General features: G+C 63.8%; 23 protein-coding genes. 17 read left to right on the top strand and 6 right to left on the bottom strand.

All coding sequences use genetic code 11. The annotated features are described in order from the left end of the window. The first annotated feature begins 66 nt into the window (after window positions 1-66). The 6 genes from RCH11_RS05675 (at window position 67) to RCH11_RS05650 (ending at window position 5,287) form a co-directional block, all read left to right on the top strand. Complete coding sequence (locus RCH11_RS05675; protein ID WP_327056022.1) at window positions 67-1,125, top strand: D-2-hydroxyacid dehydrogenase; 1,059 nt, start codon at window positions 67-69, stop codon at window positions 1,123-1,125. Between the two features lie 22 nt (window positions 1,126-1,147). Next, window positions 1,148-1,978, top strand: a complete 831-nt coding sequence (locus tag RCH11_RS05670; protein WP_327056021.1) for an IclR family transcriptional regulator — start codon at window positions 1,148-1,150, stop codon at window positions 1,976-1,978. 112 nt (window positions 1,979-2,090) lie between these two features. Further along, a complete protein-coding gene (locus RCH11_RS05665) occupies window positions 2,091-2,861 on the top strand; it encodes a glucose 1-dehydrogenase (RefSeq protein ID WP_327056020.1) in 771 nt (256 codons plus the stop codon). A gap of 28 nt (window positions 2,862-2,889) precedes the next feature. Further along, window positions 2,890-3,627, top strand: coding sequence for a fumarylacetoacetate hydrolase family protein (locus RCH11_RS05660; protein ID WP_327056019.1), 738 nt, complete (start codon window positions 2,890-2,892; stop codon window positions 3,625-3,627). Between the two features lie 8 nt (window positions 3,628-3,635). After that, window positions 3,636-4,682 (top strand): L-idonate 5-dehydrogenase, encoded by a 1,047-nt coding sequence (locus tag RCH11_RS05655; protein WP_327056018.1) that lies wholly within the window; start codon window positions 3,636-3,638, stop codon window positions 4,680-4,682. Continuing rightward, entirely contained in the window at window positions 4,679-5,287 is a 609-nt protein-coding gene (locus RCH11_RS05650) for a gluconokinase (protein WP_327056017.1), read from the top strand. Before RCH11_RS05655 ends, RCH11_RS05650 begins: the two co-directional genes overlap by 4 nt. Before the next feature lie 54 nt (window positions 5,288-5,341). On the opposite strand, the gene RCH11_RS05645 is transcribed toward RCH11_RS05650, so the two are convergent. Beyond that, window positions 5,342-7,882: a LamG-like jellyroll fold domain-containing protein gene (locus tag RCH11_RS05645; RefSeq protein ID WP_327056016.1), complete on the bottom strand. Its 2,541-nt coding sequence runs from the start codon at window positions 7,880-7,882 to the stop codon at window positions 5,342-5,344. A gap of 554 nt (window positions 7,883-8,436) precedes the next feature. Between RCH11_RS05645 and RCH11_RS05640 the strand changes: the two genes are divergently transcribed. The 9 genes from RCH11_RS05640 to RCH11_RS05600 all read left to right on the top strand — a co-directional run bounded on the left by RCH11_RS05640 (window position 8,437) and on the right by RCH11_RS05600 (window position 16,366). Beyond that, a complete protein-coding gene (locus RCH11_RS05640) occupies window positions 8,437-9,072 on the top strand; it encodes a 50S ribosomal protein L25/general stress protein Ctc (protein WP_327056015.1) in 636 nt (211 codons plus the stop codon). A gap of 34 nt (window positions 9,073-9,106) precedes the next feature. Then, entirely contained in the window at window positions 9,107-9,694 is a 588-nt protein-coding gene (gene pth / locus RCH11_RS05635) for an aminoacyl-tRNA hydrolase (protein ID WP_327056014.1), read from the top strand. A gap of 159 nt (window positions 9,695-9,853) precedes the next feature. Next, window positions 9,854-13,468: a transcription-repair coupling factor gene (gene mfd, locus RCH11_RS05630; RefSeq protein ID WP_327056013.1), complete on the top strand. Its 3,615-nt coding sequence runs from the start codon at window positions 9,854-9,856 to the stop codon at window positions 13,466-13,468. A 116-nt stretch (window positions 13,469-13,584) separates the two neighbouring features. Then, window positions 13,585-13,935 carry a hypothetical protein gene (locus RCH11_RS05625; protein ID WP_327056012.1) on the top strand — a complete coding sequence of 117 codons (351 nt, stop codon included), beginning with the start codon at window positions 13,585-13,587 and terminating at the stop codon, window positions 13,933-13,935. A gap of 38 nt (window positions 13,936-13,973) precedes the next feature. Beyond that, the gene (locus RCH11_RS05620) at window positions 13,974-14,207 is read left to right on the top strand and encodes a ribbon-helix-helix protein, CopG family (RefSeq protein ID WP_327056011.1); all 234 of its coding nucleotides are present in this window, start codon (window positions 13,974-13,976) and stop codon (window positions 14,205-14,207) included. After that, window positions 14,207-14,506, top strand: coding sequence for a type II toxin-antitoxin system PemK/MazF family toxin (locus tag RCH11_RS05615; RefSeq protein WP_327056010.1), 300 nt, complete (start codon window positions 14,207-14,209; stop codon window positions 14,504-14,506). Before RCH11_RS05620 ends, RCH11_RS05615 begins: the two co-directional genes overlap by 1 nt. A 94-nt stretch (window positions 14,507-14,600) precedes the next feature. Continuing rightward, window positions 14,601-15,722 (top strand): DUF4192 domain-containing protein, encoded by a 1,122-nt coding sequence (locus RCH11_RS05610; protein WP_327056009.1) that lies wholly within the window; start codon window positions 14,601-14,603, stop codon window positions 15,720-15,722. Between the two features lie 36 nt (window positions 15,723-15,758). Then, on the top strand, window positions 15,759-16,004 hold the full coding sequence (locus RCH11_RS05605) for an AbrB/MazE/SpoVT family DNA-binding domain-containing protein (RefSeq protein ID WP_327056008.1): 246 nt from the start codon (window positions 15,759-15,761) through the stop codon (window positions 16,002-16,004). Further along, window positions 16,001-16,366 (top strand): PIN domain-containing protein, encoded by a 366-nt coding sequence (locus RCH11_RS05600; protein WP_327056007.1) that lies wholly within the window; start codon window positions 16,001-16,003, stop codon window positions 16,364-16,366. The genes RCH11_RS05605 and RCH11_RS05600 overlap by 4 nt, the downstream gene beginning before the upstream one ends. A gap of 146 nt (window positions 16,367-16,512) precedes the next feature. Here RCH11_RS05600 and RCH11_RS05595 read toward each other — a convergent pair whose 3' ends face one another. The 3 genes from RCH11_RS05595 to RCH11_RS05585 form a co-directional block, all read right to left on the bottom strand. Then, window positions 16,513-18,222, bottom strand: a complete 1,710-nt coding sequence (locus RCH11_RS05595; protein WP_327056006.1) for an alkaline phosphatase family protein — start codon at window positions 18,220-18,222, stop codon at window positions 16,513-16,515. Between the two features lie 104 nt (window positions 18,223-18,326). Continuing rightward, on the bottom strand, window positions 18,327-18,779 hold the full coding sequence (locus tag RCH11_RS05590; protein ID WP_327056005.1) for a VanZ family protein: 453 nt from the start codon (window positions 18,777-18,779) through the stop codon (window positions 18,327-18,329). A 1,108-nt stretch (window positions 18,780-19,887) separates the two neighbouring features. Further along, entirely contained in the window at window positions 19,888-22,005 is a 2,118-nt protein-coding gene (locus RCH11_RS05585) for a nuclease-related domain-containing DEAD/DEAH box helicase (RefSeq protein ID WP_327056004.1), read from the bottom strand. A gap of 343 nt (window positions 22,006-22,348) precedes the next feature. Here RCH11_RS05585 and RCH11_RS05580 point away from each other — a divergent pair, with 343 nt between their 5' ends. After that, entirely contained in the window at window positions 22,349-23,791 is a 1,443-nt protein-coding gene (locus tag RCH11_RS05580) for an HNH endonuclease signature motif containing protein (RefSeq protein ID WP_327056003.1), read from the top strand. Window positions 23,792-24,539: 748 nt separating this feature from the next. Beyond that, on the top strand, window positions 24,540-25,109 hold the full coding sequence (locus RCH11_RS05575; RefSeq protein WP_327056002.1) for a flavodoxin domain-containing protein: 570 nt from the start codon (window positions 24,540-24,542) through the stop codon (window positions 25,107-25,109). Between the two features lie 40 nt (window positions 25,110-25,149). Here RCH11_RS05575 and RCH11_RS05570 read toward each other — a convergent pair whose 3' ends face one another. Together RCH11_RS05570 and RCH11_RS05565 are read right to left on the bottom strand one after the other, a co-directional pair. After that, window positions 25,150-25,905 carry an SDR family NAD(P)-dependent oxidoreductase gene (locus tag RCH11_RS05570; protein ID WP_327056001.1) on the bottom strand — a complete coding sequence of 252 codons (756 nt, stop codon included), beginning with the start codon at window positions 25,903-25,905 and terminating at the stop codon, window positions 25,150-25,152. 167 nt (window positions 25,906-26,072) lie between these two features. Further along, complete coding sequence (locus tag RCH11_RS05565) at window positions 26,073-26,915, bottom strand: DUF1206 domain-containing protein (RefSeq protein ID WP_327056000.1); 843 nt, start codon at window positions 26,913-26,915, stop codon at window positions 26,073-26,075. Window positions 26,916-26,989 lie beyond the last annotated feature (74 nt).

Genomic DNA, 26,989 nt, shown 5'->3' with positions numbered 1-26,989 from the left:
ATGGTCGATTTCGACTGTCCGCTACCCCTGGCGTAATTACTCTCACTCGCGACGAAAGATGAAACCGTGACGAACCAGACCGACCGCCTCCGCGTTGTCGTGGCGACACCCCTCAGCGAAGAACTTTGCGCCAGGATCGAAGAACTCGAACCCAGGGTCGAGCTGATTCGTGACCAATCGCTTCTCCCGCCGATGCGGTGGCCGGGAGACCATGCGGGAGAGCCGAGTTTTCGCCGCACGGATGCCGGGGAAGAAAAATTCTGCCGTCTCGTCGATTCGGCGGATGCACTCTATGGAGTACCCGATGAGACACCGGTCAAGCTCGCCCGCACGGTGGCCGCAAATCCAGGCCTGCGCTGGGTGCAGACCATGCCGGCCGGCGGCGGCGGCCAGGTCAGGGCGGCTGGATTGACAGCTGCGCAGCTCCACAGGGTGATCTTCACCACCTCGGCCGGAGTGCATGCCCAGCCGCTGGCGGAATACGCGGTGTTCGGCCTACTCGCGGGCGCCAAGACCCTTCCCCGACTCATGGAGCAGCAGGAGGCATCCCTCTGGTCGGGTCGGTGGGCGATGGGTCTTATTTCTGAGCAGAAGATTCTCATTGTGGGTCTCGGAAGTATTGGCCGCGCCACGGCGGTCAAGCTTGCGTCGCTCGGCGCCTACGTCATGGGCACTTCTCGACAGGCGAATGCCGTCGAAGGAGTCGACGAAATCGTTCACCCCGATCGGCTAAGGGAAGCAGTGGCTTCCGTGGACGGAATCGTTGTGACGCTGCCGGGTACGGCTGCCACCGAGGGTTTGATGAGCGCAGAAGTATTTGCTGCGGTGAAGCCAGGGGTCACCGTGGTGAGCGTCGGGCGAGGGACCGTGATCGACGAAAGGGCGCTCATCGACGCCCTTCGGGACGGCAGGGTCGGATTTGCCGCTCTCGATGTCTTCGCCGATGAACCACTGGCGGTCGATAGCCCGCTATGGCAGCATCCCCGCGTGCTGGTGAGCCCCCACACCGCCGCATTGAATCCGGCGGAAGATAGGCTGATCGCCGAGCTGTTTGCGCGCAATGCGACACGGTTGCTCGACTCACGTCCCCTTATCAACCGGGTGGACACGGTCGAGTTCTATTGACGATGGCTGGTGAGGGGTTCGAGTGAGCGGCAACGTCAGCCACATCGGAAGAGATGACGTGGGAAGCGAGACGGACGGTGAGCGCACCGCGTCGGCTCCCGCAGTCGTGCGTTCGCTTCGCATTCTTGACTTCCTTGCGGAGTCCCACGGGCAGGTGCGTTCGCTGAGCGATATCGCCCGGGAGCTTGGAATCGCCAAGTCGTCGACATCAAACCTCTGTGCGGCGCTTGAAGATGGTCGTCTCATCCGCCGGACTTCCGGTGGCTACCTCCTTGGTCGACGCACCGTTGAGCTTGGAAGCTCCTACCTCTCCACTTTCGATCAGGTGAGGGAGTTCTATCGGATCTGCGAGGATTCGCCCGCGCTCTCCAGCCAACTCGTGCAGATTGCGATGCTCGACGGCCCCCGGGTGCTCTATCTCGCCGTATTCGAAGGGCATGAGAGGTTTCCCCTCTCAGCGAGCGTGGGGGATCGCTACCCGGCCTCTGCAACCGCGGTGGGAAAGGCGCTGCTCTCCGAGCTAGACCCGAACGAGATCGACCGGCTATTTGCGGACGGCAGGCACATCGTCACGTTCACGCCAGAGTCGACCGCGACCCTCACGGAGCTCCAGCAGAAGCTTTCGGCCACCCGGCAGCAGGGCTTCGCGGTGGACGCGGGAGAGGTGCACCCGAGCGTGGTTGGCCTCGCGGTGCTCGTTCCGTCGTCGCGAGCGTCTGATCCATCCTTTGCGATTGGAGTCTCGCTCGTCTTTCCCGACAATACGGCTGCGCAGCAGGCAATCGCGGTTGAGGCACTTCGCTCTGCGGCGGCCCAACTCACGACCCCGTTGCTGGTCTCCGAAAGCATCTAAGCGACCGGGGTTCGTTCATCATATTGAACGTAGTTCAGCAGACTGGTAGTATGACGCTTGCAGGAGCTGTGGGCAGACCAGTCCTCCTGGTTGCCGCTACCCAGGGATACCAATGACGTCATCACTGTTCGACCTTAGCGATCGAGTCGCTCTGGTCACCGGATCCAGCCGAGGCATCGGCCTGGCCCTCGCAACCGGTCTCGCGCAGGCGGGTGCGCGCGTCGTGTTGCACGGCCGCGACCCCGTGGTTCTCGAATCCGCTCGAGCTGAATTGGCCGGCGCATCCGGCGCCACAGTGTTTACGACTGTATTTGATGTGACGGATGCTTCGGAGGTTGCTGTAGGCGTCGCGCGTGTCGAGTCCGAGGTCGGCCCCCTCGACATTTTGGTGAACAATGCAGGGATCCAGCGACGCAACCCGTTCGTCGAGTTCACCCTGTCGGATTGGGACGACCTGGTAGCGACCAACCTGTCCAGTGTATTTTTCGTGGGTCAGGCCGTCGCTCGCCGGATGGTGCCTCGTGGGAGAGGGAAAATCGTCAATATTGGGTCGGTGCAGTCGCAACTCGGTCGGCCAGGCATCGCACCTTATGCGGCGACCAAAGGGGGAGTGGCGATGCTCACGAAGGGCATGTGCGCCGATCTCGGACCGAGTGGCATCCAGGTGAATGCCCTCGCCCCCGGCTATTTCGACACCGAACTCACTCGGGCTCTCGTCGAAGACACGGCCTTCAGTGAATGGGTACGCACCCGCACGCCCGCCGGGCGCTGGGGGCAGCTGAACGACCTCATCGGAGCCCTGGTCTTCCTCTGCTCTGACGCTTCCGATTTCGTCAATGGCCAGGTGCTGTACGTCGATGGTGGGATGACCGCAGTCGTCTGACTGCAGCGCCCTGAACAGGAGGCACGCAATGCGCTTTGCCCGATTACAGACTGCCGACGGCATCGCGAATGCCGTGGCTTCCGGCGACTCATGGCGCCACATCGAGGATCCATTCGCCGAGACGCTGGAATATACCGGCGAACACACGCCGACGGATGACGGGATACTTCTCGCTCCCGTGCGACCTCGAGTGATCGTAGGCATCGCCCACAACCGCGGTAACAACGATCATCCGCTGCCGATACAGGCCTGGCACAAGTCACCGCACAGTGTGGCGAACCCGGGCGAGATCATCCCGGTGCGGCGAGACATCGGCACCGTTAATATCGAGGGAGAGCTGGCTGTGGTGATTGGTCGGCAGTCCTACCAGCTCACTGAGTCGAACGCCTTCGATCACGTTTTCGGCTACACCGTCGCCAACGACGTGACCAACATCGACCAGGTGCCCAAGGACGAGAAGAATTTCCAGGCTAAAAGTGGAATCAATTACACCCCGCTTGGACCCTGGATTGAGACGGAGATCGCCGATCCGGAGAACGTCGCTACCGAGGTCGTCATCAATGGGCGGGTGGTCGGTCAGTCCGGCTCGTTCAACCTGCCGTCGAGCGTAGTGGCGTCCCTGGTGTACGTCACCAGTTGGCTGCGGCTCGAAACCGGCGATGTAGTTCTCACCGGCGCGCCAAATACCTTTTTCGCAGCACAACCTGGTGACAGGGTCGAGATCACGCTCGCCGGTATCGGCACTCTCACCAACACGATCGGCTAGGAGGCCGCATGCCCGAACTGCCCACCAAGAGCCTCGGAGTCGTGGCCTACGCGAAAGGCGACCTCAGGGTCGAGGAGGTGGCTGTCCCGGTGCCGCGGGCGCACCAGAGCGTTGTGCAGATTCACTACGGCGGAATCTGCGGTTCCGATCTCCACTACTGGCTGCACGGTGCGGCAGGGGAGTCCATCCTGTCCGCACCAATGGTGCTTGGCCATGAGGTTGTCGGGCGCGTAGTTCGTTCAGCAGCGGACGGATCGGGCCCGATCGTCGGTACTGCTGTGGCGGTTCACCCGGCCACTCCCGGCCCCGGCGATGGGTCACGCTATCCGCTCGATCGCCCGAATCTCTCGCCGGGGTGCAGCTATCTCGGAAGTGCCGCGCGCATTCCCCACACCGACGGTGCGTTCGCAGGAATCGTAGTACTCGACTCGCGGATGCTCCATCCCCTGCCATCGGAATTGCCCTTGCTCACCGCCGCCCTCATCGAACCGGCCAGTGTGGCCTGGCACGCGGTCGCGCGCGCGGGTTCGGTCAGAGGAAAGCGAGTGCTGGTCGTGGGGTCGGGCCCGATCGGAGCCTTGGTGATTGCCGTACTCGCCAGAGCCGGAGCGGCGGAGATTATCGCCGTCGACGTCTTCGACAAACCCCTTGAGGTCGCATCCGCGGTTGGAGCGACCCGGGTGCTCCACGCGGGCGATACCGATGCGATAGCAGCGGTGGACGCTGACGTGGTGATCGAGTCGTCTGGCAGCTCTCGCGGACTGGCCTCGGCAGTGCGCGGTGCGACGCGCGGTGGACGTATCGTGATGGTGGGGCTGCTCCCGTCTGGCGAACAGCCCGCACTCATTTCCCTTGCCATCACCCGGGAACTTGAGCTTGTTGGTTCATTCCGGTTTGTCGACGAAATTGATGAGGTAATCCATGCTCTTTCTGACGGATCGCTCTTCGTCGATCCGGTCGTGACACACGAATACGCGGTTGCCGACGCTCTCGAGGCGTTCGAAATGGCTCGCGATTCGGGTCGATCCGGCAAGGTGTTGTTGCGTTTCCCATGAAGCCCCTCCTCGTGGTCATGGGTGTCTCCGGCTCGGGTAAGACGACGGTCGGGATCGCGCTTGCTGCGGCAGTTGACGTGCCGTTCCGGGATGCCGACGACCTGCATCCGGCCGCGAATGTGGCGAAGATGGCCGCGGGGATCGCTCTGACTGATGGCGATCGGATGCCCTGGCTGGCGTTGGTGGGCGCCGAGCTCGCCGCCGCCCCTGGTGGTCTCGTCATCGCGTGTTCTGCGTTGAAGAAGGTCTATCGGCGGGCGATTCTCGCGGCGGCGCCGTCGGTGCGGTTCGTGTTCCTCGACGGCTCGCGTGGACTGCTGGAGTCCCGGGTGCAGTTTCGGCGGGGCCATTTCATGCCGGCGGCGCTGCTCGATTCGCAGCTCGCCACGCTCGAGCCGCTCGCGCCGGACGAGCCCGGAGTGCGGGTGTCGCTCGACGAGCACCTCACCGTGCCGTCGATCGTTGCGCTGGTCGTCGCGCCGCTGGTCGTCGCGCCGCTGGTGGTCGCGCCGCTGGTGGTGACGCCGCTGGTCGCCGCGCCGCTGGTGGAGCATCCCCCGGCGACTTCCCCGGACACTTCCCCGCTCCTCCGCGCTCCCGAGTGACACGCGCGCCCGAATGTTCGGGCGCGCGTGTCACTCACGGCGGCGGAGCAGCCCCTAGCTCCCCGCGCCGGCTGCGTTCAGCGTCGACACCTCGGCCGCCGACAGCGCCCGGTCGAAGACCTTCACGGTGTCGACAGCTCCTCCGAGGAAGTCCACCGGTGTACCGCCGAACTTGCCCCGTCCGATCTCCAGGTTGCCGGTTCCCTTGTTGCCGCCGCCGAGGATGCCGACCGAGCCCGAGAGCACGCCATCCACATAGATCGACAGCTTCGAGTTCGTCACATCCCGCACGCCGACGAGGTGGTACCACTTGCCCGCGACCGGCTGGCCGACCGTCGTGGCCAGTGCCCGCACACTCGCGAAGCTGAAGGCCCAGCGTTTGTCGGCCCCCGAGTACTGCAGGAAGAAGGCGCTGTTCGCGTCCCCGTCCTCGCTCGCCACCGTCTGAAAGGCATCCCCGACCGCGTTCAGCTTCGCCCACGCCGAGATGCTGTAGTTCGTGTTCTCGGTCGGGATGAGCGTTCCGGATGACTCGGCGAACTGGTCTGCTCCATTGAGTGTCAATGCATTGCCACTGATGCCAGGTGCGAAGGTCGCTCCATTGCGCAGCGCGAGATCATGCGACCCGACGCTGTCAGCCGCAACTGCGCCGGAGGTCTCGTCGAACGACCAGCGGTCGACCCCGGCGAGCCCCGGCGTGCCGGGAGGAGCGGCCGGTGTGGCTTTCGCACCGGCCGCGATCACGGCGAGGTTCGACGCACGAACGCGCGCCTCATCCACCTTCTCCACTTGGCGGTCGTAGGTGAAGAAACCGTTCTGCTCTCCCTCCACGTCGGTGATCTGCGTGTAGACGCTGCCGGAGAGGCCATAAGGGGCTCCCTGGACACGCAGCACGGCGTTGTTCGCTTCGTACGCGTCGTTGAGCGCCGCGGCATCCTTCACCGAACCGTAGGGGTTGATCGGAGCGCCCGGCCAGGTGTGGCCAGCAACGGAGAGGGTGAGCCCGCCGTGCTCGCCGTCGATGGATGCCCGGGTCGCGTCCGGTGCGGGAAGGGCCGGTCCCTGATACTGGTGCCAGTCGATCACGTCGCCCGTACCCGGGTCGCCGGGAGTGTCGCAGCAATTCGATCCGCTCCGGTCATTCACGAGTCGGGTCGGGTCCTGCTTCTTGACCTGCGCGCCGACGTCACTCGCAGCCGAAACGCTCCACTGGCCCCAGCCCTCATTGAACGGGATCCAGCCGATGATCGAGGTCACATTCTTCAGCTGCGTCACCATCTGCGCCGTCTCGGCCCGGAAGTTCGCCTTGTAACCGGTGGTGAGTGATCCGTTGCGTCCGGTCGGCAGCGCAGGAGAGTCCTGCCACACCATGATCCCGAGCTTGTCGGCCCAGTAGTACCAGCGCGCTGGCTCGACCTTGATGTGCTTGCGGATCGTGTTGAAGCCGAGATCCTTCGTCTTCTGGATGTCGAATTTGAGGGCGGCATCCGTCGGTGCCGTGTAGATACCGTCCGGCCAGTAGCCCTGGTCGAGAGTCGACAGCAGGAAGGTCGGTGTTCCGTTGAGGGTGATGCGCTGCTTGCCGCCGACATTTGCGACGGCGATTGTTCGCAGGCCGGCATAGCTTTCTACGCTGTCGGTGCCGTGGCCGTTGCCCTTGAGCGTGGCCTTGAAGGTATAGAGGAACGGATCATCCGGGCTCCACAGGTGGGGTTTTGGCACCGTGAGCTTCATCGACTCGTTCGCCGCACCATTGCCGCTGGCAACCTTCTTGGTTCCGGCGTAGACGTCGACTGCGAGCTTCTGGTTGGTCGGATCGCCGTTGAGGGTCGTCGTGATCGTGAAGCTCGAGGAGGCGACATCCGGAGTCGCGGTGAGGCTTGCGATACTCGTCGCAGCCACGGGTTCAAGCCAGACCGACTGCCAGATTCCGGATGCGGCGGTGTAGAAGATGCCGCTCGGATCGAGCCGCTGCTTGCCGACCGGGATGGTGGCGCTGTCCACCGGCGAGTGCACCGCCACCACGATCTCCTGCGGGCCGCGGGCACGGAGAGCGCTCGTGATGTCCACGCTGAAGGCGTCGTACGCTCCGGTGTGGCGCGCGAGTTGGGTGCCGTTCACGTAGACGGTCGCGTCGTAGTTCACCGCGCCGAAGTTAAGTCGGAGGTGCTGGTCACCGGTGGTGAAGTTCTTCGGCACGTCCACGGCGCGGCGATAGAACATGTAGTCGGAATGCTTCTGCACTCCGCTCAGTGCCGACTCGGTCGGGTAGGGCACCAGGATCTGTCCGGCGAGGTCGGTGCCGATTGGGGGAGCGCTGAAGCCGTCGGTCTCCGCGTACTGCCAGAGCCCGTTGAGGCTCTGCCACTGCGGGGATGCCACGGACGGGCGCGCCAATTGCGGCCGAGGGTAATCGGGCAGCGCGTTCGTCGGGGTGACGTCGGCGGTCCACGGGGTGGCGAGGGGCGCGGTCTTGCCGCTCCAGGTATTTCCGGTGGGAGTCGCCGCATTCGCAATTCCCGGTGCTGCGATCAGCGCGATCGTGCTGCTGGTGGCGAGCACGATACCCGCCCATCGCCTGCGTCTTTTCATCATTCGTGACCAACTTCCTTGTTGACTATCGACAGAGCCGGCGCAGGTGCTCGGGATGGCGGCGGGGAGACGACTATGAACTCCTCGTGGTCATTGTTGCTAAATCGTGTCCGAAAGTCCAGTGTTTTTGGATCGTCGAGTGATCCGACCCTCCGCGCCGTCGAGTGACACGTGTGCCGCGGGGTGACCCGTGTGCCGTCGGGTGACACGCGCGCTGCCCGATGTCACCCGCGTTGTCGGGTGTCACGTCTGCGTGCCCGAGTGACGCCCCGCGTGCCCGAGTGACGCCTCTGCGCCGCCGAGTGACACGCGCACCCGAAAATTCGGGCGCACGTGTCACTCGGCGGCGCGGAGGTCCCCCGCACGCCCCAGCGACCGTCCCGCGACCGGCGCGACCCGTGTAAGATTTCAAGCTGTACTTCGGCGAGGGATGTCATGCATCCGTTATCGACGCGGTGGATCGGGCACGTGGCTGCTTTCAGCCCCAAAGTCTTTCCTCACGCTGATGCGTTCGAGTGAAAACCAATAGACGCGGGTTGCACCCGCGAAGGAGAAAAATGTCTGAGAAAAAAGCTCACAAAGAGCTCACCAATAAGATCGCGGCCGAGTCGCGCACCACCTTCGGCAAGGGCGTCGCTCGCAAACTGCGTGCCGCCGGCAAGGTGCCTGCAGTCGTGTACGGTCACGGCACCGAGCCGAAGCACATCAGCCTGCCGGCCCACGAGATTGCGCTGCTGCTTCGTAAGGCCAACGCCATCCTGGACCTCCAGCTCGACGGAGGAGCAAACCAGCTCGCCCTCGTGAAAGACGTGCAGAAGGATCCGCTTCGCCAGATCATCGAGCACATCGACCTGATCGTGTTGCGCAAGGGCGAGCGCGTCGAGGTCGACGTGGCCGTTCACGTGACAGGAGAGCCTGCCGCGGGCACCTCGATCGACCTGGATGCCAAGTCGATCACAATCGAGGCTCTCGCCACCAACATCCCGCAGAACGTCGTCGTCGACGTCGAGGGCTTTGAGGCTGGCGCGCAGATCTTCGCGAAGGATGTCGCGCTGCCCGAGGGTTCGGTGCTTGTTACCGACCCGGAGACGCTCGTCGTCGCCATCAGCATCCCGCAGGAGCAGGATCTCGGCGAGATCCCAGAGGTCGAGGAGACTGAGGAAGCCCCCGTCGAGGAAGACGCCGCAGAGTAGTAACCCCTTCATCACCACACTGCAGTAACAGTCCATGGACTCCACTCAGTGGCTCGTAGTCGGGCTCGGCAATCCCGGGCCCGACTACGCGAGCAATCGACACAATGTCGGCCAGATGGTCCTTGCCGACCTCGCGCACCGTGCCTCGGCATCCTTCCGTTCGCACAAGACACACTCGACCGTGGCCGAGGGGCGCTCGGGTCTCGAGGGTCCGAGGCTCGTGCTGGCCAAGCCCAACAGCTTCATGAACCTCTCCGGCGGGCCGGTCGTCTCGCTACTCAACTTCTACAAGATCGAGCCGGCGCAGCTGATCGTTGTGCATGACGAGCTGGATATTCCGTTCGACAAGCTCAAGATCAAATTCGGTGGCGGGCACGGCGGCCACAATGGCATCCGCGACATCATCTCGGCGATCGGTACGGGGGACTTCACCCGGGTGCGGGTCGGTATTGGTCGCCCGCCCGGTCGGCAGTCCGCGGCCGATTTCGTGCTGCGCGACTTCGGCTCCACCGAGCGCGCCGTGCTTCCCAATCTTTTGGCGGATGCCGCGGATGCGGTCGAGTCCATCGCCCGCGACGGACTCACTGCGGCCCAGCTGCGCTTCCATACCGCCGCCGAATAGCAGCGCGAGCCGCGCACTCCGCTGATCGGCCCCGCGCGCTCCGCTGATCGAGCGCGCGCGCTCCGCTGATCGAGCTGGCGCGCTGATCAGGCAGGCGCGCCTGTGCCGTATCGAGATCCCCGCAGCTGCCTGTCATCCCCCACGAGTACACTTGCCCGAGTGATACTTTCGGGCTTGAATTCTGCGCTCTTGCACGCCCACACGTTCGAAAACGCCGTTTCCTGGGCGTCCCGCAGTGCGGACTTCTCTCTCGTGGATGGCCTCCGCGCCCCACTCCTCGCGTCACTGCTGAAGTCGCGCGCTGACAGGTCAAACGCTCCGCAGGCACTCCTTGCAATCGTGGCGACCGGCCGTGATTCCGAGTCCCTGCGATCTGCCATTGCCAGCGTGATGCCAGAGGCCAAGGTCGTGGAGTTCCCCGCCTGGGAGACCCTCCCACACGAGCGCCTGAGCCCCAGCGCCGAAACCGTCGGCAAGCGCATCCATGCCCTGCGCATCATGCAGCGCTGGCAGGATGCCCCGGCGGGCGATCTCGTGGTCGTCGCGAGTGTGCGCGCGGCGCTCCAGCCCCTCGCCGACAATCTCACCAGCATCGAGCCGCTCGCACTGACCGCCGGCGGCCGAGGTTACAACCTGGCGGGCATCAGCCGCCAGCTCGTCGATCTGGCGTATTCCCGCGTCGACATGGTCACGCGTCGCGGCGAATTCGCGGTGCGTGGCGGCATCCTCGATGTGTTCGCGCCGGTGGCGGAGCATCCCTGGCGGGTGGAGTTCTTCGGCGACGAGGTCGAGCAGATCCGCCAGTTCTCGGTCGCCGACCAACGCTCGATGGAGGAGCCGGTCCCAATGGTCGAGCTGCCGCCGAGCCGCGAGCTGTTGCTGAGCGATGCCGTGAAGCAGCGCGCCCGCGAGATGCAGCATGAGTTTCCGAGTCTCAGCCAGATGCTCGCCAAGATCAGCGAGGGCATCCCGGTCGACGGCATGGAGTCGCTCGCGCCCGCGCTCGCCGATCGTCTCGTGCCGCTCACCCACTATCTTCCGACGGATGCCGCGATCGCCGTTCTCGCGCCCGAACGGGTCGCGAGTCGCGCCGTGAGCCTCGTCGAGACCAATCGCGAGTTCCTCAGTGCCGCCTGGAATGCCGCCACCGCGGGGGCCGAGGCTCCGATCGACCTCGATTCGGGCGACTTCCTCAGCATCAACGCGCTGCGGGATGCCGCCGGCTCCCGCAACTGGTGGACGCTCAGCAGTTTCGACAGCGGTGGCAGTGTCGACAGCGGCACCGAGTCGTCAGAGACCTCCGAACTTCGCGACGGCGACCACTACATCCGCATCGGCGCCACCACCGTTCCCACCTTCCAGGGCCAGGCCGACGGTGCAATCGACTATGTCGGCGACCGGCTCAAGGATGGCTGGACCGTCGCGGTCGTCGCCGCCGGGCACGGTCTGGTCGAACGCGCCGTGGAGGCCCTCGGGGAGCATGGCTTCGCCGCGCGCATGGTCGACGAGTTACCGCACACGATGGATACCGGCGTCGCGTACCTGCTCTGCGCATCCGTCGAGCACGGCTTCGAGTTGCCGGAGATCAAGTTCGCACTGCTGAGTGAGAGCGAGTTCTACGGGCGGGCAGCGGGCTACGACACCCGTCAGGTGAAGAAGCTGGCGAGCCGACGTAAGAACGTCGTCGATCCGCTGCAACTCAAGGCCGGGGATTTCGTGGTGCACGAGACCCACGGCATCGGGCGATTCGCCGAGCTCGTGCAGCGCACCGTCTCCACCGGGGGGCGCAACCCGGTGAAGAACAATCGCGAATACCTGCTGGTCGAATACGCGCCGTCGAAGCGCGGCTATCCCAACGACAAGCTCTACGTTCCCACCGACCAGCTCGACCTTCTCACCCGCTATGTGGGGGGAGAGGCGCCCGCCCTCAGCAAGATGGGTGGATCCGAATGGGCGGCCCAGAAGGGACGCGCCCGCAAGGCAGTGCGTGATATCGCCGTCGAGCTCGTGAAGCTGTACTCGGCCCGCATGGCGAGCCGCGGCCACGCCTTCCCCCCGGATACCCCGTGGCAGCGCGAGCTCGAGGAGGCCTTCCCGTTCGCGGAGACCCCCGACCAGCTCACCACCATCGACGAGGTCAAGGCCGACATGGAGCGGCCGATCCCGATGGACCGACTCATCTCCGGCGACGTGGGCTACGGCAAGACCGAGATCGCCATTCGGGCCGCCTTCAAGGCCGTGCAGGATAACAAGCAGGTCGTGATGCTGGTGCCCACAACCCTGCTCGTGAAGCAACATATGGAGACCTTCGCCGAGCGCTTCGCGGGCTTTCCCGTGCATCTGCGCGCGCTCAGTCGCTTCCAGTCCGACAAGGAGTCGAAGGAGACGATCGAGGGCATGGCGGATGGCACGGTGGATGTCGTCATCGGCACCCACCGCCTGCTCAGCTCGGGAATCGTGCTCAAGGACCTTGGGCTCGTGATCATCGACGAGGAGCAGCGCTTCGGAGTCGAGCACAAAGACGCACTGAAGAAGCTGAAGACCAACGTGGACATCCTCGCGATGAGCGCGACGCCCATCCCGCGCACGCTGGAGATGGCGGTGACCGGCATCCGCGAGATGTCGACGCTCGCGACACCGCCGGAGGACCGGCATCCGATCCTCACCTTCGTCGGTCCGTACAACGACAAGCAGGTCGGCGCCGCGATTCGCCGCGAGTTGCTGCGTGAAGGCCAGATCTTCTTTGTACATAACCGGGTTTCGTCAATCAGTCGGGTCGCCTCGCAGCTGGCCGAGCTGGTACCGGAGGCGCGCATCGCTGTCGCGCATGGCCAGCTTCCCGAGCACGTGCTCGAGCAGGTGATGGTGGATTTCTGGGAGCGCAAATTCGACGTGCTCGTTTCAACCACCATCATCGAGACCGGGCTCGACATCGCCAACGCGAACACGCTCATCATCGACCGGGCCGATAAATACGGACTCAGCCAGCTGCACCAGTTGCGCGGTCGCGTCGGCCGCGGGCGCGAGCGGGCCTACGCCTACTTTCTCTACGACGCCGATAAGCCCCTCGGTGAGGTCGCCCACGACCGGCTCGCCACGATCGCCGCGAACAACGAGCTCGGCGCCGGAATGCAGGTCGCTCTCAAGGACCTCGAGATCCGCGGTGCCGGCAACTTGCTCGGTGGAGAACAGTCCGGTCACATCGCCGGTGTCGGCTTCGACCTCTACCTGCGCATGATCGGCGAGGCGGTGTCGACCTTCCGCGGGGATGTCGCCGAGGGCCAGACCGAGCTGCGTCTCGAGCTGCCGGTCAATGCCCACATTCCCGAGGAATATGTCGAGAGCGAGCGGTTGCGGCTCGAGGCCTACCAGAAGCTGTCGACCGCGGCCTCTCCCACGGCATCCCCCGACTCCATCGATCGGGTTCTCGAGGAGCTCACTGACCGCTACGGCGAGCCGCCCGTCGAGGTACAGAACCTCATCGCGGTCTCGCGTTTGCGGCGGATGGCGCAGAAGTCCGGCCTCTCGGAGGTCGTGACCGCCGGTGGCAACCTGCGGATCGCATCCATGGAGCTCGCGGATTCGATCCAAATCCGGCTGCAGCGGATGTTCCCGGGTGCCCGCTACTTTGGCCAGACCCATTCGGTGTCGGTTCCGCTCCCGGTGCGCCAAGGAATTCCGCTCGCCGACTCGGATCTGATCGAGTGGACCGGCCAGCTGCTGGTCGCCATTTTCGGCGCCGAGCTCAAGGTAGAAGCCCCGGTGCCGGAGTAAACGCAAGCGCCGAGTAAACCCCAGACCCCTCCTCAACAAGCCCTCAGCTGCACGACCATTCCATAGCGCACGGCATCACGTTCCCACTTTCCCCGCACTACCGCTACCGTCACGGCATGAACCCCCACCCCCAGCCGTCAGCCGAGCCCCACACCAAACCCCTGGTCGGGGGCGAGCCGGCCCGGCTCCTTGCCGAGGCCATCCGCAGCTTTCCGGTCAGCCTCAGCAGTGCCGGCGCACCCCGACTGCACAACATCGCGACCGGGCAGACGCGCGCGATGATCCAGCGCGCCTACGAGCGCATCGAGATCGAAGTCATGGGTGAGATGGCCAACTGCAGCTGCCCTGGCGAGCATCGCACGCTCGACGTGGACGAATACGAGTGGCTCATCTACAGCGACCTGATGGGAAAAGTAAAGATCGCGCTCGGGGAGACCGGCAGGGTAGAGGCGTTGTGGTCGAGCTGACGGTACCATATCGCATCCCAAGTCGGTATCGTACGGGGATGAGCAAACAAATCGCAGTGCGACTGCCTGACGACCTGGTGGACTTTCTTGACGAGCTCGTCGCGAGCGGCGACGAAGCCAGCCGGGCATCCATCGTCACCCGTGCGCTGAAACACGAGAAGCGGCGGCTGGGAACGCTCACGGACGTTGAGATCCTCAAGCGGCTGGGCGAGGATCCTGAGTTGATACAGTTCGCGGAATACAGCAGCCGTAATCTCCCTGAACTCGACTGATGCGGCCCATTTATCTGGCGGGAACCGACAAGCTTCGCCCGGTCGTAATGCTCACGCGAGAAGGAGTTCGACCGTACCTGACCTGGATCACCGTCGCGCCGATTACCTCCACGAGACGCGGACTACAGACGGAAGTCATCGTCGGCACCCCCAACGGCTTGGATCATGAATCCGTCATATCGTGCGACAACGTCCAGACGATTCGAGCGACGGAACTAGGCCGACAGATCGGCTTTCTGCTCCCCTCGCAGGAGCGCGCCCTCACCGACGCGCTGCTCGCCGCGTTCGATCTCGAATAGGTCCCGCTCTCCACACCACAACCGCCCGACTCACTTGTCCACAGATCGCGCAATCGCCCACTGACGCCCATTCCCAACTCGGCACACTTGCCGCATGACAGTGATCCTCAAAGCAAACGGCCCGGCAGACCTGCTCGCGATGGCGCCACCGATGGTGGGCTTCCTCCCGCGCAACAGCGTCGTGCTCGTCGCGTTCCGCGGCAAACGCACCTGTGGCGCGATGCGGTTTGACCTCCCGGCATCCGGTGATCGTGTCGTGCATAAGCGCGTCGTGACCACCATCGTCGGCATGTTCTGCAAGCTGCCGGCGGTGGATGCTGCGGTGGTGATCGTCTACACCGACGACGAGTTCGGCGGCGGTGATGCCATTCCGCAGGCAGACTTTGCCGACGTGATCGGGCGCCGACTGCAGCTCTCGGGCTTCGAGGTGCGCGAGTCGATCTGCCAGGCGGCGGATGGCTGGGCATCCTATTTCGACAGCGAGGTACCGGTCGGCGGTCATCCACTCGCGCAAATTACCGAGTCGACTGTCGCCCGGGCGATCGCTGACCAGCGCGGACTGTTCCCGACTCCGGCGACGATGACCGATCGCGTGCCTCGCGCCGAGAAGTCGCAGCGATCACGAATGTCGAAGAGACTCGCGGCCTACCAGAACCTCGTCACTGGGCTCGATGAGCAGGATGGGAACTCCCCGCCCGGCGTGTTCACAGTGCTCGGCGACATCCCCATTTTCGCCGAGGGTGCGCTCGCCTGGGATGCCGCCGCGCTCGATGCAGAGGGTGCGCTTCTGGTTTTCGCACTTCAGGGGCCGCCGATTCGGGATCTCGTGATGCTGCAGTGGGCATTCGGTCTCGAGGCCGGAGACCGGCTGTGGGAGCGCGATCCACGGGAGGGGCCATTCGACGGCCCGGACGACGCGGACCTTGCCAATCTGATGATCGGGATCGGCCCGCGCCCCGATCCGCACCGTATCGAGGGCGCACTCGCGCTGATGCTCGAGCTCACCTCGCGCACCGAGGATGTGAACCGGCCACCCCTGCTCTGCATGCTCGCCTGGCTCAACTGGGCGCTCGGTCACGGAACGCAGGCGGGGCTGCACCTGGACGAAGCACTGGCCATCGCGCCCACCTACTCGATGGCGCAGCTGCTCGAGTCGATGATGTGCACCGGTGTCATGCCCGAGTGGGCGTTCGAGCGTGCGGCACCCCCAAACTAATGCCTCTCCAGAGTCCAGAAGTGGTACCTTCTATCCATGAGTGGTACGCATGCCTTCACGGTGGGAGACCGGGGCAGGGTCGTGCTTCCCAGCCGACTTCGGCAGAATCGCGGTTGGCCAGAGGGCACCACTCTTGTCGCAATAGAGAGTGCTACCGGTGTGGTTGTCGCGTCTCGTGATGAGCTGGAGTCGATTGTCGCGAAGCAGCTTGCCGGTATAGACCTCGTGGCCCAGCTTCTCGAAGAACGCCGTGCGTCCGCTGCACGTGATGATCGCGCGTGAACGTCTTTGACTCCTCTGCGCTGATCGCCTATCTCCGCCGAGAATCGGGTAGCGAGCTGGTGCGGGAGCAGCTGCTCGTTGGGGGTGTGTGCAGCGCGGCCAATTGGTGCGAAGTGGCACAGAAGGTGCGCTTCGCAGGCGGAGACTGGCAAATCTCCCGTGCGCTGCTCCTGAGCTACGAGCTTTCGGTCGAGCCAGTCACGCAGGCGGATGCCGAGGACGCGGCGCTGCTGTGGGTCACGGGTTCTGCACTCTCGCTCGCAGATCGTCTCTGTTTGGCGCTGACGAATCGCTTAACCGCGACGGCGTGGACCGCGGATACCGCATGCCGCGACGTGCCCCACGTGCAACTGATCCGCTGATTCACCCTGAAGTCCGCCGTCACAGAGTGATCGCGAAATCACCGCGCGCCGGACTGCCGGGACGGTCGACCCTGGGCTGGCGATCCGAGCGCACCGTGGCGTCTCATCCGCTGACCATCCGGGTCGACCGTCCCGGCCGAACCGCTCTAGTGCCGGGGCAGCACGTGCGTTCCTTCGATCCGAACCGCCTGCAGCTGCTTCGGGTCGAGCCCGAGCAGTTTCAGGATGGTTGGCGCGATTTGAGTCGTCTCGACCGCTGAATCGACGGTGCGTGACCGGTTGTCGTCCCGGTCGCCGGAGGCGCCGACCGTCGAGACCACGAGAGGAACATCGCGGTCGTCGGCGCTTGCCCCACCGTGCTCCGCGATCTTCGACTTTCCGCCGGTGTAGACCACGCCGGTGGTCACCAGTCCGAAGATGTCGGGGTAGCGAGCATCCGATTCACTGGTGCCAAAGTACCGAGCAACCTCAGGTCCGGCGTAGATCGTGCTGAGTCCGGATGCCGCCACGGTCTTCGCCGTTCCGGCAATGGTGTTGCCGGCGGCCGAGTGGGTCGCGAGGTAGGTTTTCGCGAATGCTGCTGCGCCGGTGGAGTGATCGCTCAACCAGAGCTGCATGACATCGTCATTGGTCGAGAAGACCACGAGATCGGCGGCGGTCGGGTGACCGACCTTCCAGGCGGCGTTCAGTCCATCGATGATCGGCGCGTCAGGAACGCGCACCAGGGCTGCGGGATCGGTCGGAGACTGGCCGTGCTTTGCCGAGAGGATGATCGTGGTCTGCTTCGCCAGTCCGTGAGAGGCGATGGCCGCCTGCAGGCGGCCGAGTGAGGCATCCACATAGTCGAGGGCTTTGCTCAGAAGCGGGCCGGGCACAACGCCGCCCGCCAGGTATCCGCCGGTGAGGCCGTTTGAGGTCGGCAGCTTTTCGGCCGTCGAGACGCTCTGGAAGTTCATGCCGAAGATCGCCGGAACCGGTCGCTTCACCGTGCCGGAGTGATCGGTACCGCCGATCTCGTTGAGTACGGACTGCACCTTGTAGCCGTCGTACTGCTGGGTCGCGAGATTGTTTTTCGTCCAGTCGGAACTGCCGTAGGAGGCGGGTGCCGCGCTGTTGATCTCCGGGGTGAACAGGTCGTCGACGCCCTTACCCGACGGGCCGTTCAGGATCTCGTAGGCGGGGTGCTTGTCAGACCATGCCGTCGTGAGTCCTGCAGCCTTGGCGACTTCGAAGATTGTGTTCACCTTGAGGTACTGGTGCGGATACACCGGGGTGCAGGTCTTCGGGTCCACCGGGAGGGCGGCGGGGTTGAGCAACGTCTCCGGGTGTCCGGTGAGGGAGAGGATGCTACCCGGCAGCCCGGCGAGTCCCGCTCCGGCATCCAGGGCGTGAGGGTTCTTGTCGGCGTCCTCGGTGAAAGCGACTTCGGCTCCGAGGGCTGCACTCGCGCAATTCGTCGTGCCGGCGGGCAGAAGGGCGCGGTTGTAGCTGTCGTCGTAGTAAATGCCGGTCGTGCCGGGATTGCCGCCGGTCACCTGCCCAACCATGCCGGGGAACGAGTCCGACGGCACCGGAGTCTGGGCGTGGGTGTAGCTGGTGCCGTTCCCGACGAGGGCTGCGAACGCTGATTGCGGGTGGGCCTTGACGTACCAGTCCAGGTCTTTCTGGTGCAGCCCGTCCACCGAAAGCAGAAGCACATGCTCCCGCTTTGAGTGAGCGTGTCCTCCCGAGTCGGGGGACTCGCTTCCGTCGGCAAGTGCCGGTGCGGTGGCAGATCCGGCAATGAGGAGAGCACTCACGGCCACGGCGCCGAGCGCCTTCCCATAGTGAGGAATGAGCGGATGTTTGGAGGTCACGGGGGTGGATCCTTTCGACGGTCGGCCGCTCAATCTGCGGTCGCTTACGGCACGGTAGGCCTCCACCGCGACGTTCAGGAGAACGGAGAATGAACTGACGGTGACTATTGCCCGCCGATGCCAGGCGACCGGTCGAGTCTTCCGCTATGCCGTCGTAACAGCATCGTGATCCCCACCCCGATGGCCGCTCCCACCGAATTGGTGAGGATGTCGCTCCCACTCGCAAATCGCCTCGGCAGCAGCAGCGCTTGGCCCAGTTCGACGAAGCCCGAGAGCGCGATGCAGGCAAGCAGCACGATCCACCAGTGCCGCCGACTCAACTGCGCTGCAACCAGCGCCCCCAACGGCACGAACAGCAGCACGTTCGCTCCGCGTTCGATGAACCGATAGTCCACGACATCCGGAATCCCGACTAAATGCAGATATACGAGTACCCGCTCGAGCAAGCCGTCGATGGGCGCGTCGACGGGAGACGGCCAGAATCCGATCACCAGGCACGCCGTGACATACCCCACGCCCACAAAGGCGAGCAGTCGTCGGGTTCGCGCTCGCAGCATGGGGGAAGCATACGTATACGAGTAGCCGGGGGTCGAGCTAGTTTTCCATTACGCGACCGGAAAGATTTCGAGGTCGTAATCTCAAATTGGCAGATTCTCAAACGATCCATCTCTCTGCCGAAAAGTGACTCCCATTTGCGCGAAATGGGCGAGGTCAACGAGATCATCGATGGGCCGCGAGGGAAGCAACAGAGAGCAAGCTAGTTTCGAGATGGGGATGTGGCGTTGATAGTCAAGAAGCTGACCAATAGCCATCCGAACGTCTGACCTCGCCGGTGACGACTTCGCTTCATACAACGTCTTTGTGGTTGTGTCATAGATATCAGATAGAAGCGGCGACCGAGCTCCGGGAACTCGGATTGCCCAGCGTTTGACAGCGTAGGAGGGGTGTCCCAACCACGCGCGAAAGCTCTCTAGGAGTCCACTTTCCAGTCTCGATGCCGTTGTGGGCTCTGAGCCCGAGGTTTCGTAGAATATCGAGTCGTCGACTTCCGGTGGGACCATTCGAGCTACAGAGAGCGCCGGTGAGGCGCCACCTTCTTGATCCGACTCCTTTAGGGCCGTCTCGCCCACTGGAAGCAGGTGAAATATCAGTACTTGCCGAACTTCTCCGGAGGAGTCCGGTGCGGTCTGCCACGAAGCCGGCCCCATGGGGTCGACACGAAACTGGCCTATGTAGCGCTGAAGTTTGGTCTTGCTCTTGCCTACATATCCATCTGCAACAAAGAGCCGCAAGTCACGGCTTGCAGCAACGTGCCCAAGCACAGCGCCGTTATTTCCGGTCTCGGCGTGGTCACCGAGAGTGCCTTGCGCTGTATAGAAATAGCTTTCGTCTTCCCCGGGCCCGTCGAAGTTGTATCCATACTTCACGCCCGCGGAGGGGTCCGAAAATAGGAAAACGTTGTTCGAAGCGAGGGCGGGCACAATACCGCCTGAATAGCGGCTGCCACCGTATTGTTCGACTAGGTCGGCCCTCGTGGTCAAGGAATTCAATTGGGTATTCCACGGAGCGGCCATGACGCAACCCTATGAGTTACAGTCAAGGATTTCGCTCCCCAGTCAGGGGGAGTTGGCGCTGTCGATGTCAAAGCGGTACCTAGTGACCTCCCTAAGCAACGCCAACCCACAACCCATCCCGCGCCCGGGTCATCGCCACGTACAACTCCCGCCGGTCGAGCTCGCGCCGCTCGGTCTTGGTTGAGTCCTCGGAGACGGGCGCCGGCTCGAACAGCCGCGGGGGAGTGCGCACCACCAGCACCTGCTTGAACTCGAGGCCCTTTGCTCGCTTGATGGTGCCAACCTTGATCGCGTCGACGGGCGTGCCGTCGTAGGCGAGCAGTTCGATTGACCTGAGGCCGGCCGCGGCCAGCGCCTTGCTGACATCGCCGGCGGCGAAATTGGTGGGGGTGAGAATTCCGATGTCCCCAAGGTGCACGCCGGCAAGAAGCAGGCTTCGCACGTGGTCGATCAGCGAACTGTCGTGACCGGCAACCGAGGCGAAGCGCGTCACCTCCGGTCGCGCGCCGTGCCGCACCACCTCTGAGGTGACATCCGCCGTGGAGGGTGAGCCCTCGATATCGGCGAACTCGTCACCGGCGACCAAGGACAGGGCGAAGTCCGCGATCTCGATCGTGTTGCGGTAGTTCTTGGTCATGATCACGCCTCGGCCGGCAATCGAGATGTTGGCCTCTGCGAGCGTATAACCGCCCGGGTAGATCGTCTGCTGGCCGTCACCGATGAGAGTGAGGCCGTCGGGTCGGTCGCCAGCGATGCTGTGCAGCATGCGGATCATGGCACAGGAAAGATCCTGGGCTTCATCCACGACAACCGCGCTATAGCCCTCGAGCGGTGTCTTCCTCAACGACTGCTCGGCAAGCAGAATGATGTCGGCGAAGTCGTGAACCTGCGCCTCACGTAGCGCGAAATGGTACGCGCCGTGCAGCTGCCAGACCGCGTACCGCTGGGTGCCGTTCAGCCCACGCTTTCGACCGATCCGCGAGAGGGCGGCATAGTGCTCGAACTTCGTGAGGCCACGCCCCTTGATCACGCTCAGGATCTCGTCTCGCCAATAGTCCTTATCGCTGTCGATGCGCGCGAGCTCGGTATTCAGCCCGGTGGTTCGCCAAGCGTGCTCGAAAGCGAGGCTCGCTTTGGCGGGATCGAGATGAGTGCCGACCCCGCGCTCGCGCAAGAGTTTGAGTGCAAACGCGTGGATGCCGGAGAATTCGACGCGATCGACCACTTCGGGAGCCATCCGCTGCATCAGTGACGACAGCACCGCCGGGAGCGTGCGCACAAACGTGGTGACGAGCACGGTACCGGGCCTCGTGCGGGCGATGTATGCGGCGCGATGCAGCCCGACGACGGTCTTGCCCGTGCCAGCAGCACCACGAATGCGGGATGGGCCGTTGAACGATCGGCGGGCGAGTCGAGCCTGATCGGGGTGTAGAAAAGCCATCCATTCTTCAATCGGTTTCACCATGATGCTGCAGAGCAGAGCGTCCTCGATCTCCTCGAGTGTGATCAGCGCATCGTTGTAGGTCGTCTCGATCACCGGCTCGACCAGAGTCAGCTCGACCGCACGGCCGCGAGCGACGATCGGGGGAAAAAGCACCTCAAGCGCGGCACGAGCGGCATGAATCTGCACTGGTCGAAGTCGCGTTCCGCGATCGAGCAGATAGCGGATGGCCAGATCCTCACTCAGCAGATCGACACCGGATGCCTCGCCCCGCAGCCCTTCGCTCCCTAAACCTCCCTCCCCCATGCCTCTTTGCCCCATGCCTCCCTTCCCCATGAAGATCGCCGCAACCCTGATCTCACCGGGTGCGATTCCCACATCGGCGAGGGTGGCCTCGGTGATCTCGCGCAGCGACCCGAAGTTTTCGAATCTTTCCGTGACATCATCCTGTCCCTGGAAGACGCGACCATTGTGGATGCTCACCTGCCCCCACGCTTTGGCGTCGATGAGGAAGACACCAGACGGCCCGACCACGACGAAGTCGACATTCGCCGTGCGTGACCCCGGCCAGGCGCGGTCGGCAAGAACGTAGTAATCCTGCTCGACGAGGGGCTCCATCAGGTCGGCGAGGGTGCGTTCCCCGGCAGCTCCGGCGGAGTAGTTTCGATACATTTGGCGTGCCTTCACGGAGGCATATTCCGCGGCTTCGGCTTCGGCCAAATATCGGGCGGCCTCGCCGGCAGCCGAGTGACCTGCGGACATCGTCATTCCCCCAAACATGGTCGCCCCGGCTGGTGACCATTGCTTCATTCTTCGACCTATCCTCGCGGAATGAGGGGAACTGGTCTATCGCCCGTTCGGGGGTGGTGCCTCGTGTGGTGATCCCGCTTTATGGTGACCGCCCCGCTCGCCCCGCACTGAGAATCGTGTTGCGAAACGTCGTCTGAATCGGCGGATCTGGACGCCATCCGCGTATTGAGTTGCGGTCCCGTCGGTCCTCTCCTCCACAGGGCGTCCCGGCCGAACTTATCCACAGGTAAAAACAGATAAATACCTGATCAGAGCCAATATTTTAGTAGACTTTTGAGGTGCAGAGTGAGAGAATAGGAACATGACATTGACCCTCGAGCACCCCACGGAAGTCGCGCTGGCCGCGGCTGACGTGTGGACTGTTCCTGGGGTACAGAATCGGCTCAATCATGGGTTCGGCAGCGGAGATGCGGGCGAATCACTCATGCTCGAAGACCTCGAGAGCGCCTTCGCCGAGCGACGGATCATCGACGCGAAGATCACCCGACTTTCGGTGGATGCCGGCGAGATGATGAAGGCAATGCGAGCGATCGCGGCTCCGCACATGGCGCAGTCCAGTCGCAGTGTGGCCGAACTGCTTGTCGACGTTGGCCGCATTTCTCGAGCAGAGGCTCATCGCTACTACCGCGTCGGGGTCGCGACCGAGCAGCGCTCGACTCTTCTCGGGCAGCCACTTCCCATCGAATTCGGTGTGGTGCGAGGCGCGCTCGACGATGGCAGCATTCCGTTGGACTCCGCGAACTACATCATCTCCGCGCTTGCACAGGCCTCCCCTCGAGCCGACGCCTCCGACCTTCTCGCCGCCCAGGATGCACTCGTCGCGTTCGCCCGGGAGTGCCCGGCCGATCTGGTGCGCAGGGTGGCGAACTCGTGGCGCGAAGCGCTCGACGTTGACGGCATTGAGCCCCGGGAGGAAGCCCTTGCGGCTCTGATCTCCCTGCGCCGCACCATTCGCCCCAACGGCATGAAGCGGTACATCATCGATGCCGACCCGATCGGTGCGGCCTATCTGGATGCCGCGATCGATTCGCATGTCGGAGCCAACATCCGGCGTCCCAGTTTCGATGCGCCTCAGGGCGGGCTCGGCGAGGCGGCCAATCACGATGCAGCCAACGGCGATGCAGCCAACGGCGATGCAGCGGCCGATGACGCGCTCATCACTCAGCGCAGCATCGCCCAGCTCGGGGCCGAGGCGATCTTCGAGCTCGCCCGGCACGGCATCGACTGCACGAACACGGAAATTCCGATCCGCGCAACCACCATTGTCGTGCGGATGTCGCTCGAGTCCCTGCTCAGCGGGCTCGGTGAGGCGAATATCGATGGTATCGAGCAGCCGATCTCGGCGGGAACAGCGAGGCGATTGGCTGCAGAAGCCCAAATCATCCCGATGGTTCTCGGTGGGGACAGCGAAATTCTCGACCTCGGAGTAGCGCAGCGATTGTTCAGCAGGGCACAAAAGATCGCGATGGCTGAGAGATTCGGCGGATGCGCCTGGCGCAACTGTCAACTACCGCCGAGTCATACGGAAGCCCACCACGTGGTGTGGTGGGGCCGCTCGGGTCCGTCCAATCTTCAGAACGGTGTACTGCTCTGTTCGAAACACCACCATGAAGTTCATCGCAACAACTGGATGATCGAAGTTCGCGGCGACGTTCCTTGGTTCATCCCGCCCTCGACAATCGATCCCCGACGCACTGCTCGCCGCGGCGGCAAACCACCGCGACCACCGCGACCACCGGTCTGACGCGCTGCCCTCGGAAACCATCGACAATTTCACTGTCCGCCCCGCCCCGCCCCGCCCACAGATCCTTCAGGACGTTAAATTCGGCGAACTAGCGGCAGGCAAAATCGCGACGAAGTTCGCGATTTACGGGCTTTCCGTCTTTCTTCACCTGTCGGTGGGGGCGTTCCATCGTGCACCTGGAGCGGATCGTGCAGCGAAGCATCCGTAGCAATAAGGGTGACAGCAAACACGCCGACAGCAAACACGCCGATAGCGAACACGCCGACAGCCCAGATGCCGACAGCCCAGACCCCAGCAGCCAACAGGCCTGCACGGCCAGCACGGCCAGCACTGCGGCGACGGCGTGACATTCCGCATCCCGGCCCTGTCTGCCACCGTGGAGTGGTGCCTTCTCAGCACCTATCGGCTTGACCCGGCGGTTGCGCGCACCCGGTTGCGCGCACACTACTGCCGAGCACCCTACTGCCGAGCGCCCTTCGGCCGCAGTTGGCGGATGTCGCGGCCACGGGCATCTTCGCAAGCGACCGGTTGCCCACCCTCGCGCCCACCTCGAAGTTCTTCCAGGCAGGCTCTATCGGCTGGTCGCCCACGCGCAATGGACTCGGCCTGCAAGGCTTGCAACTCACAATCGACAGGACCTTAGCCCCTCGTTCGCAGCGCGGTCAGATCGAGACTGATTTCTAAAGAGTTAGGGCCGAACAGTTAAGGCCGAATCAGTTAAGGCCGAACACTTAAGAAAAGGGCGGAAATGACGGATGCGGTCGGGAGCCGGCAAAGGAGCGCTCTCGTTGTCTACGAATCGATGTACGGCAACACCGACAGCATCGCTCGCGCCATTGCGCAAGGCATCGAAAACGTGATGCCGGTCACCGTCGTCAACGTGAACCACGCGTCGACCTCAGCTCTTCTCACTATCGATCTGCTCGTCGTCGGAGCACCAACCCATGTTCATGGCTTGTCACGGCCGAACTCGCGGAGCGCCGCTATCTCTTCTGCATCCGCTGCACTCCCGCTCGACGTCGATGCCGTCGGCACGGGAGTGCGCGAATGGCTGGCTGGCATCGAGACGTCAGCGCGATATTTCGCGGCATTTGATACCCGCGTCAACATGCCGAGATGGATGACCGGCGCTGCAGCGCCGCTGATTTCCCGGCTGTTGCGCGCACGGGGTCTCGAAGCCATCACCACCCCGGAGGACTTTCTCGTCACGGATGAGACGCGGCTCGTATCGGCCGAGCTCACCCGCGCGAAACAGTGGGGTCTCGATCTAGCGCTGGCGGCATCCGCTCGCTCGTCACCGCCGGCGGCTTCCGAATAGTCGGCGACCCGTTCTGCGACAAACTCGAAGCCGTCGAGCGCTACTGGGCCACATACCCGCCATCGACGAGGTGGTAGCTACCGGAGATGAACGAGGCGGCGTCAGAGGCGAGGAAGCACACCAGGGCAGAGACCTCTTCCGGAGTGCCGAGGCGACCCAACGCGTGCTTGGCGGCCAGAAAGTCCAGCGTCGCGGCATCCATCGCACTGTCTACGAGCGGAGTGTGGATGAACCCCGGCCCGACCGCATTGGTGCGTACTTTCTTCGCGCCGTACTCGAGGGCGGCGTTTTTGGTGAGTCCCACGAGGCCGTGCTTGGCGGTGACATAGGCGCTGGATGTCGGGAAGCCGACGCTTCCGAGAATGGATGCCATATTGATGATGGATCCGCCGCCGTTCTCGGCCATCGACGGCAACTGAGCCTTGAGACCGTAAAAGACGGCGTTGAGGTTCACCTCGATCACCTGGCGCCAGCCGTCGAGCGAGTAGTCACCAATGAGGTTTTGCTCACCCCCGATACCCGCGTTATTGACCGCAATGCGCAGTGGTGCGAGGGCATTGGCGTCCGCCACGCAGGCGACCGCGAAATCGGGGTCGGATACGTCCCCGACAATCTTCTCAGCGGTCCCACCGGCGGCACGGATCTCGTCGAGAAGAGTCGTCAATGGCGCATCTGCGAGGTCGGCGACGATCACCGAAGCGCCGTTCGCGGCGAGCTCGAGGGCGATCGCACGCCCGATACCCGATCCGGCACCGGTCACGATGGCCGAGCGGTGGGCGACGTCATAGGTTGCCATGGGAATCTCCAGTCTTTGAGGGATGACACTGTCTTTGAGGGATGACACTGTCTTTGAGGGATGACACTGTCGTTGAGGGATGACACTCTCATCCTGATACCGCAGCCAGCGGCGCGCACGGGGCTTTCGTCCCAAAAATCCTGCAGTGCTCGGAAATGACGCAGTGCCTACAGCTTCGCGAGCCGAGCACGGGCGAAGCAATACAGCCCGTACGCGATCACACCGATGCCCACCGCAACGAGTATCGCCCCGCCAAACGGCAATCGGAGCATGGAACGCAACGCGCCATCCAGTCCGGTAGCCTGGGACGGATCGGCAGTCGCCGCCGCCACGATGAAGAGGATGCCCACCACTCCGACCGCAATGCCCTTGGCCACGTATCCAACGACACCGAGTGCGACAACGGCCTTGCCGACGGTGCCGGCTGGCACCCGGATGTGCTTGGTGAAGGACTGCCACACACCGCGCACGACGAACACCACGCCGATCGCCAGCACTCCGAGCCCGATAGCGACGAGTAAAAACACCCCGCCGGGACTCGCGAGGAGAGTGGCGCTGAAGCTCTTGGTGCTGCTGGCGGAATTGCTGCTTCCCCCGAGCGCGAAGGTGAGTGCGGTGACGGCGATCGCCAGATAAGCGACTCCCTTCCCCAACTCGCCGGCGATGTGGGCGGCACGTTTGGTGGCATCCGGATCGCGCACGAGCGCCGCCGAGAGAAGCTGCCAGATACCGAGTGCAGCAAGCCCAACGACGATGACCCAGAGCACGAACACCCCTCCGGGAGCAGAGGCGAGTGCGCCGAGAGCGCCAGACTGGTCCGCTCCGGATCCGGTCCCGGCCCCCGACGCGACCCCGATGGCGATGCCCCCGATGAGGATGTGCAGGATGCCGTTGACGGCATAGCCCGTGCGGGCCAACAGGGAGAGCGCGGGGCTGTTCTTCGCCTGAGCGGCAACATCGGATGCGGAGCGGCCCGTTGCGGACGCGCGAGAGGAGCGGGAGGGTGACATGGCGCCGAGTGTACGCCGATGGGAATGCAGCGCACCGTGCTGCGCTTGCACTACTCGTGACTTCGCCTTCCAAT

This window comes from Glaciihabitans sp. GrIS 2.15, from assembly GCF_035984695.1.
Classification (GTDB): Bacteria; Actinomycetota; Actinomycetes; order Actinomycetales; family Microbacteriaceae; genus Lacisediminihabitans.
This window is presented reverse-complemented; position numbering and strand designations above follow the sequence as displayed.

What these genes read in the sequence shown, in the direction of transcription:
- RCH11_RS05585 (WP_327056004.1), bottom strand. Translation starts at nt 22,005, where the DNA reads ATGACGATGTCCGCAGGTCACTCGGCTGCCGGCGAGGCCGCCCGATAT.
- RCH11_RS05655 (WP_327056018.1), top strand. Translation starts at nt 3,636, where the DNA reads ATGCCCGAACTGCCCACCAAGAGCCTCGGAGTCGTGGCCTACGCGAAA.
- pth (WP_327056014.1), top strand. Translation starts at nt 9,107, where the DNA reads ATGGACTCCACTCAGTGGCTCGTAGTCGGGCTCGGCAATCCCGGGCCC.
- RCH11_RS05615 (WP_327056010.1), top strand. Translation starts at nt 14,207, where the DNA reads ATGCGGCCCATTTATCTGGCGGGAACCGACAAGCTTCGCCCGGTCGTA.
- RCH11_RS05625 (WP_327056012.1), top strand. Translation starts at nt 13,585, where the DNA reads ATGAACCCCCACCCCCAGCCGTCAGCCGAGCCCCACACCAAACCCCTG.
- RCH11_RS05565 (WP_327056000.1), bottom strand. Translation starts at nt 26,915, where the DNA reads ATGTCACCCTCCCGCTCCTCTCGCGCGTCCGCAACGGGCCGCTCCGCA.
- RCH11_RS05570 (WP_327056001.1), bottom strand. Translation starts at nt 25,905, where the DNA reads ATGGCAACCTATGACGTCGCCCACCGCTCGGCCATCGTGACCGGTGCC.
- RCH11_RS05640 (WP_327056015.1), top strand. Translation starts at nt 8,437, where the DNA reads ATGTCTGAGAAAAAAGCTCACAAAGAGCTCACCAATAAGATCGCGGCC.
- RCH11_RS05605 (WP_327056008.1), top strand. Translation starts at nt 15,759, where the DNA reads ATGAGTGGTACGCATGCCTTCACGGTGGGAGACCGGGGCAGGGTCGTG.
- RCH11_RS05580 (WP_327056003.1), top strand. Translation starts at nt 22,349, where the DNA reads ATGACATTGACCCTCGAGCACCCCACGGAAGTCGCGCTGGCCGCGGCT.
- RCH11_RS05660 (WP_327056019.1), top strand. Translation starts at nt 2,890, where the DNA reads ATGCGCTTTGCCCGATTACAGACTGCCGACGGCATCGCGAATGCCGTG.
- RCH11_RS05650 (WP_327056017.1), top strand. Translation starts at nt 4,679, where the DNA reads ATGAAGCCCCTCCTCGTGGTCATGGGTGTCTCCGGCTCGGGTAAGACG.
- RCH11_RS05645 (WP_327056016.1), bottom strand. Translation starts at nt 7,882, where the DNA reads ATGATGAAAAGACGCAGGCGATGGGCGGGTATCGTGCTCGCCACCAGC.
- RCH11_RS05575 (WP_327056002.1), top strand. Translation starts at nt 24,540, where the DNA reads ATGACGGATGCGGTCGGGAGCCGGCAAAGGAGCGCTCTCGTTGTCTAC.
- RCH11_RS05610 (WP_327056009.1), top strand. Translation starts at nt 14,601, where the DNA reads ATGACAGTGATCCTCAAAGCAAACGGCCCGGCAGACCTGCTCGCGATG.
- RCH11_RS05590 (WP_327056005.1), bottom strand. Translation starts at nt 18,779, where the DNA reads ATGCTGCGAGCGCGAACCCGACGACTGCTCGCCTTTGTGGGCGTGGGG.
- RCH11_RS05665 (WP_327056020.1), top strand. Translation starts at nt 2,091, where the DNA reads ATGACGTCATCACTGTTCGACCTTAGCGATCGAGTCGCTCTGGTCACC.
- RCH11_RS05620 (WP_327056011.1), top strand. Translation starts at nt 13,974, where the DNA reads ATGAGCAAACAAATCGCAGTGCGACTGCCTGACGACCTGGTGGACTTT.